This is a genomic window from Variovorax sp. 20P10.2.4 (assembly GCF_058244205.1).
On the sequence record NZ_JBZAYE010000423.1, the window covers coordinates 1 to 6565 of the forward strand.

The 6565-nt window shown below is 70.0% G+C and carries 6 protein-coding genes; all 6 read left to right on the top strand.

Translation table 11 applies throughout. From position 1 onward, the window contains the following. On the top strand, nucleotides 1-976 hold a 976-nt coding region (locus tag AC27VN_RS29030), incomplete at its 5' end, for a cytochrome-c peroxidase (protein ID WP_490878778.1). A gap of 215 nt (nucleotides 977-1191) precedes the next feature. Continuing rightward, entirely contained in the window at nucleotides 1192-1941 is a 750-nt protein-coding gene (locus tag AC27VN_RS29035; protein ID WP_490878779.1) for an isochorismatase family protein, read from the top strand. A 206-nt stretch (nucleotides 1942-2147) separates the two neighbouring features. Next, a complete protein-coding gene (locus AC27VN_RS29040; protein WP_490878780.1) occupies nucleotides 2148-3761 on the top strand; it encodes an ABC transporter substrate-binding protein in 1614 nt (537 codons plus the stop codon). Between the two features lie 15 nt (nucleotides 3762-3776). After that, complete coding sequence (locus AC27VN_RS29045) at nucleotides 3777-4733, top strand: ABC transporter permease (RefSeq protein WP_490878783.1); 957 nt, start codon at nucleotides 3777-3779, stop codon at nucleotides 4731-4733. Nucleotides 4734-4736: 3 nt separating this feature from the next. Then, entirely contained in the window at nucleotides 4737-5663 is a 927-nt protein-coding gene (locus AC27VN_RS29050) for an ABC transporter permease (RefSeq protein ID WP_490878781.1), read from the top strand. Beyond that, a partial coding sequence (locus AC27VN_RS29055; RefSeq protein WP_490878782.1) for an ABC transporter ATP-binding protein occupies nucleotides 5660-6565 on the top strand: 906 nt, incomplete at its 3' end. The genes AC27VN_RS29050 and AC27VN_RS29055, both read left to right, overlap by 4 nt.

Sequence of the window (6565 nt, forward strand, 5' to 3'; positions counted from 1 at the left end):
GCGCACCGCGCCCTCGCTGCTGTACGTGCGCTACGTGCCGCGGCGCCACTTCTACCAGGACGACGACGCGCCCTACGCATCGCCGTTCGGCGGCCTGTTCGCCGACGGCCGCGCCGACACGCTGGCCGAGCAGGTCCGCGGCCCGCTGTTCGATCCCGACGAGATGAACAACGCCTCGCCGCGCAGCCTGCTGCGCAAGGTACGCGCCACCGAACTCGCGCCGGCGCTGTCGCAGGCGCTGGGCCCCGAGGTGCTGCGCGATCCGCAGCGCATGGTCCAGGGCATCGGCCTGGCGCTGCAGGCCTACCTCCAGAGCGACGAGATGGCGCCCTTCAGCTCGCGCTTCGACGACTACCTGCGCCAGCGCACGCCGCTGACGCCGCAGGAGATGCGCGGCCTGGCGCTGTTCAAGAATCCGGACAAGGGCAACTGCATGTCCTGCCATACGCTCTCGGACACCGCGAGCCGGCCCGAGCGCTCACTGTTCACCGACTTCGGCTACGACGCGATCGCCGTGCCGCGCAACCTGGCGTTGCCCGCGAACCGCGATGCGCGCCACTTCGACAACGGGCTCTGCCGCACCGCCTCGCAGCTGCGCTGGCCCGATCCCGGCCAATGGTGCGGCTACTTCCGCACCCCGGGCCTGCGCAACGTCGCGGTGCGCCAGAGCTTCATGCACAACGGCACCTTCGCCACGCTGCGCGAGGCGGTGGCCTTCTACGCCACGCGTTCGACCGATCCGGCCAAGTGGTACCACGGCCACGCCACCTTCGACGACGTGCCCGCCGCGCATCGCGCGAACATCAACGTGAACTCGACGCCGATGAACCGCCGCCCGGGCAGCACGCCAGGGCTCAGCGACGAGGAGATCGACGCGATCAGCGCCTTCCTCGGCACCCTGACCGATGCGCGCTACGAGGCGGCCATGCGCGCGCCCGGCGTTGCCGCGGTGGCGAACGCGCCCGCGACCCGGTAACGCCGACGACGGCTGTCGACCACGCGCACACCGGGCGCGCCGTTGTCGTTCCCGCACACACGGCGGGCGACGCGAAGACACTCCGGATCCGCACGCACGACGGTGCTGCTTCAGAGGGAAAACGGGGTGCGGGCACCGCGTGCGGAGCGCGGACGGGGACCGGGGCATGGCGATTGCAGAACGACTGGCTCTCAACATCACCTGGAGCCTCGAACATGCAAGAACCTCTATGGAACCAGTTCCTGACCGCGCGCGACAAGGCGGTCTTCGCCACCTCCGGCTTCGGCGCCAGGGGCGGCTTCGGCAAGCGGCCGGCGCTGCTGGTCATCGACGTGAGCTATGCCTTCTGCGACGAGAGGCCGGTGCCGATCCTCGAATCCATTCGCAACTGGCACACCTCCTGCGGCGAGGATGCCTGGCTCGCGATTCCGCACATCCGCGCACTGATCGACAAGAGCCGCGAACGCGGCGTGCCGGTGATCTACACCACCGGCGTGCGCCGCGCCGACAGCTGGGACGGCGGCAGCTGGCGCTGGAAGGATGCGCGCCTGAGCGACGATGGCGAGCAGATCGCGAAGTCCTCGCGCGGCGCCAACGAGATCGTCGCCGAGATCGCGCCGGGGCCGCGCGACCTGGTCGTGCTCAAGCAGAAGCCCTCGGGCTTCTTCGGCACCAACCTCGCGAGCTACCTCACCTTGCTGGGCTGCGACAGCGTGATCGTGACCGGCACCACCACCTCGGGCTGCGTGCGCGCGACGGTGATCGACGCCTTCAGCCTCAACTACCGCGTGGCGGTGGCGGAGGACGGCTGCTTCGACCGCGCGCAAGCCAGCCACGCGATCAACCTGTGCGACATGCACGCGAAGTACGCGGACGTGGTGAAGACCGCGGAGCTGCTGGACTACCTCGGCACCTTGCCCGCCGGCCAGTTCGAACTGCCCGACGGGCAGCCCGCGATGGCCTGATGGTTCCGGGTGTCCGGCTGTACGCGCGCGCGACAGCCGAGGCGCCCGATCTGTCTGCGCGGCAGACAGACCCGGCAGCCACCGGGCGCCGCGCGGCCTCGGTTCCGCTGGCACGGAACCTGCCCCTTGGCACCACCACCCGCCCCGCGAGACACGGCCGCCGAGCCGATGCCAGCGGGGTCGCATCGAATCGTAGAGGAGCACATATGAGATCGAGAACTCGCGCTTTCGCGTCGCGGCTGCTGGCCGCATCCCTGTTCGCGGCGGGCCTGCTGCCGCTGTCGGCGCTGGCCGAGAAGGTCCTGCGCGTCGGCATGACCGTGGCCGACATCCCGTTGACCACCGGACAGCCGAGCCAGGGAACCGAGGGGCTGCGCTTCATGGGCGGCACGGTCTACGACTCGCTCGTGAGCTGGGACCTGTCGAGCGCGGACAAGACGGCGGTGCTGCGGCCCGCGCTGGCCGAGAGCTGGTCGGTCTCTGCCACCGACAAGACGCTGTGGACCTTCAAGCTGCGCCGCGGCGTGAAGTTCCACGACGGCTCCGAGTTCAACGCCGACGCGGTAGTCTGGAACCTCGAGAAGCTGATGAAGCGCGACGCGCCGCAGTTCGACCAGGCCCAGTCGACCCAGGGCTCGCAGTACTACAGCGCGATCAGCGGCTGGGCCAAGGTCGACGACCACACGGTGCAGATCCGCACCGCCAAGCCCGATGCGGTGCTGCCCTACAACCTGGTCAACATCTTCTTCTCGAGCCCGAAGCGCTGGGCCGAGGTGGGCAAGGACTGGAACAAGTTCGCCGCCCAGCCCTCGGGCACCGGCCCGTGGATCCTGCAGAAGCTGGTGCCGCGCGAGCGCGCCGAGCTGGTCCGCAACGCGCAGTACTGGGATGCGGCGCGGGTGCCGAAATCCGACCGCCTGGTGCTGCTGCCGATGCCCGATCCGAACACGCGCGTGGCCGCACTGCTGTCGCGGCAGGTCGACTGGGTGGAAGCGCCGCCGCCCGACGCGGTGCCGCGCCTGCGGCAGGCCGGCATGCAGATCGTGACCAACAAGTACCCGCATGTCTGGGCCTACCAGATCAGCCTGCTCGACGACTCGCCGCTGAAGGACGTGCGCGTGCGCAAGGCCGCCAACCTCGCGATCGATCGCGAGGGCATGGTGAAGCTGCTGGGCGGGCTCGCGCTGCCGGCCAAGGGCATGGTCACGCCGGGCCATCCGTGGTTCGGCAGCCCGGCCTTCGACATCAAGTACGACCCGGCCGCCGCCACCAGGCTGCTGGCCGAGGCGGGCTACAGCAAGAGCAACCCGGCGCGCATCAAGATCGTGATCGCGCCCTCGGGCTCGGGCCAGATGCAGCCGCTGTCGATGAACGAGCTGATCAAGGAGAACTACAAGCAGGTCGGCATCGACCTCGAGTTCGAGGTGATGGACTGGGAAGCGCTGCGCGCGCGCCGCCGCGCCGGCGCCTGGGCGCCCGAGAACAAGGGCCGCCATGGCGTCAACAACAGCTGGGGCTTCTGGGACCCGGACATCGCGCTGATCAAGACCGCGGCCTCGTTCGAGCCGGTGCCCACGGGCTACAACTGGGGCCGCTTCACCGACCCGAAGGCCGACGAGCTGGTGACGCGCGCGCGCACCACCTTCGATCCGAAGGAGCAGGACCGCATCCTGGCCGAGCTGCATGCGCGCATCGTCGACCAGGCGATGTGGATCTGGGTCGTGCACGACGTGAACCCGCGCGCGCTGTCGCCGCGCGTCAAGGGCTTCGTGCAGGCGCAGAGCTGGATCCAGGACCTGACGCCGGTCGTGGTGGACTGAGTGCCGGGCACCGCCATGTTCGTCTACTTCCTGCGCCGCCTGCTCTACACCGTGCCGATCGCGATCGGCGTGTCGCTGTTCTGCTTCGCGCTGATCCACCTGGCACCGGGCGATCCGCTGAGCGCGGTGCTGCCCGAAAGCGCCAGTCCGCAACTGGTGGCCGAGGTGCGCGCCGCCTACGGCTTCGACCGCTCGCTGCCCGAGCAGTACCTCAAATGGCTGGGCCACGTGCTCACCGGCGACTTCGGCCAGTCGACGGTGACGCGCCGCCCGGTGCTCGACGAGGTGGCGCCCGCGGTGGTCAACACCTTCGCGCTCGCCTCGGCCGCCACGCTGCTGGGCATGTCGGCGGGCCTGCTGCTCGGGCTGGTGGCGGGTTTTCGCAGCGGCAGCACGCTCGACCGCGCGGTGACCACCGTGGCGGTCACCGGCGTGAGCATTCCGCACTACTGGCTCGGCATGGTGCTGGTGGTGGTGTTCTCGGTCAACCTGGGCCTGCTGCCCGCGATGGGCATGGGCTCGCAGGGCGCCGACACCACCTTCTCGCTGAGCGCCGACAGCCTGCGCGCGCTGGTGCTGCCCGCGATCGCGATGGCGGTGATCCCGGCCGGCATCGTGGCGCGCACGGTGCGCAGCACCGTCGCCGAGGTGCGCAAGCGCGAGTTCGTGCAGACGCTTCACGCCAAGGGGCTGCCGCCCTTCGGCGTGTTCGTGCACATCGTGAAGAACGCGGCGCCCACGGTGCTGGCCATTGCCGGCCTGCAGCTCGCGCAGCTGCTCGGCGGCTCGATCCTGGTGGAGACGGTGTTCTCGTGGCCGGGCACCGGCTTCCTGCTGAACACCGCCATCTTCACGCGCGACCTGCCGGTGCTGCAGGGAACGATCCTCGTGCTGTCGATGTTCTTCGTCTTCATCAACCTCGCCGTGGACCTGGTCCAGACGATGTTCGATCCGCGCATCAAGCGCAGCTGAGCCATGAACCGGATTCTTCCTCTTCGTCCCGCGGCCGTGCCACCGGTACCTGCCGTGCCCGCTCCCGCACCCGCATCGCGGCGCCCGGTCTCGCGCAGCTTCTGGCAGCAGGTGGCACGCCGGCTCGCGCGCGATCCGCTCACCCTGACCTGCCTGGCCGTGCTGCTGCTCGTGATCGCGCTGGCCATCTTCGCGCCGTGGGTCGCACCGCACGACCCCTTCGCCACCAGCATGACACGACGGCTGCTGCCGCCCGGCGACGCCAGCCACTGGCTCGGCACCGACGAGCTCGGCCGCGACCTGCTCTCGCGCCTGCTGCACGGCGGGCGCAACTCGCTGTTCATGGGCTTCGTGCCCGTGCTGCTCGCCACGGCGATCGGCGCCACGCTCGGCATCGTCGCGGGCTACGCGGGCGGCGCGCTCAACATGGCGATCATGCGCGTGGTCGACGTGTTCTACGCTTTTCCCTCGGTGCTGCTGGCGGTCGCGATCTCAGGCGTGCTCGGCGCGGGCATGCTCAACAGCCTGGTGTCGCTCACGCTGATCTTCGTGCCGCCGATCGCACGCGTGGCCGAGAGCGTGACGACCCAGGTGCGCTCGCAGGACTACGTGGACGCGGCGCGCGCCACCGGCGCCTCGGCGCTGCGCATCGTGCTCGGCCATGTGCTGAGCAACGTGCTCGGGCCGATCCTGATCTATGCCTCGAGCCTGGTCAGCGTGTCGATCGTGATCGCCTCCGGCCTGAGCTTCCTGGGCCTGGGCGTGGTGCCGCCCGAAGCCGAGTGGGGACTGATGCTCAACACGCTGCGCCAGTCGATCTACGTCGCGCCGCTCAACGCGATCCTGCCGGGCGTGATGATCTTCCTGACCTCGATCTGTTCCAACCTCATCAGCGACGGCCTTCGCGCGGCCATGGACGTGCACGCATGAACTCTTTCCCGCACCCTACCCCCGTGCCGACCGATGCGCCACCCGAAGTGCCACCCGAGGCCGCGCCGCGCCCGGTCATCCTGCGCGTCGCGGGGCTGCGCAAGCACTTCCCGCTCAAGTCCGGCCTGCTCGGCCGCGTCACGGCCCACGTCAAGGCGGTGGACGGCATCGGCTTCGAGGTCCACGACGGCGAGACGCTCGGCATCGTCGGCGAGTCGGGCTGCGGCAAGTCCACTTCGGCACGACTGCTGATGCGCCTGATCGAGCCCGACGAGGGCGTGGTAGAGGTCGACGGCCACGTGGCCGGCCACGCCACCAGCGCGGCCACGCGCGCGATGCGCAAGAAGATGCAGATGGTGTTCCAGGACAGCCATGCCTCGCTGAACCCGCGCCTGACCATCGAGGACTCGGTGATGTTCGGCCTCAAGGCCGCCGGCACGCCCACGGCGACCGCGCGCGAACGCGCGCGCGAGACGCTCGGGCTGGTCGGCCTCGCGCCCGACCTGTTCGCGCAGCGCTATCCGCACGAACTCTCGGGCGGCCAGCGCCAGCGCGTGAACATCGCGCGCGCGCTCGCGCTGGGCCCGCGCGTGCTGATCCTCGACGAGGCCGTCTCGGCGCTCGACAAGTCGGTGGAGGCGCAGGTGCTCAACCTGCTGCAGGAGCTCCAGCGCCGGCTGCGCCTGACCTACCTCTTCATCTCGCACGACCTCAACGTGGTGCGCCACGTCAGCGACCGCGTGATGGTGATGTACCTCGGCAAGGTGATCGAAGTGGCGCCGGCCGGCCGGCTCTACGAGGCGCCACTGCATCCCTACACGCAGGGCCTGCTGGCTTCGCGCCTCTCGATGGACCCGCGCCGGCGCATCGAGAAGGCGCCGCTCGCGGGCGATCCGCCGAAC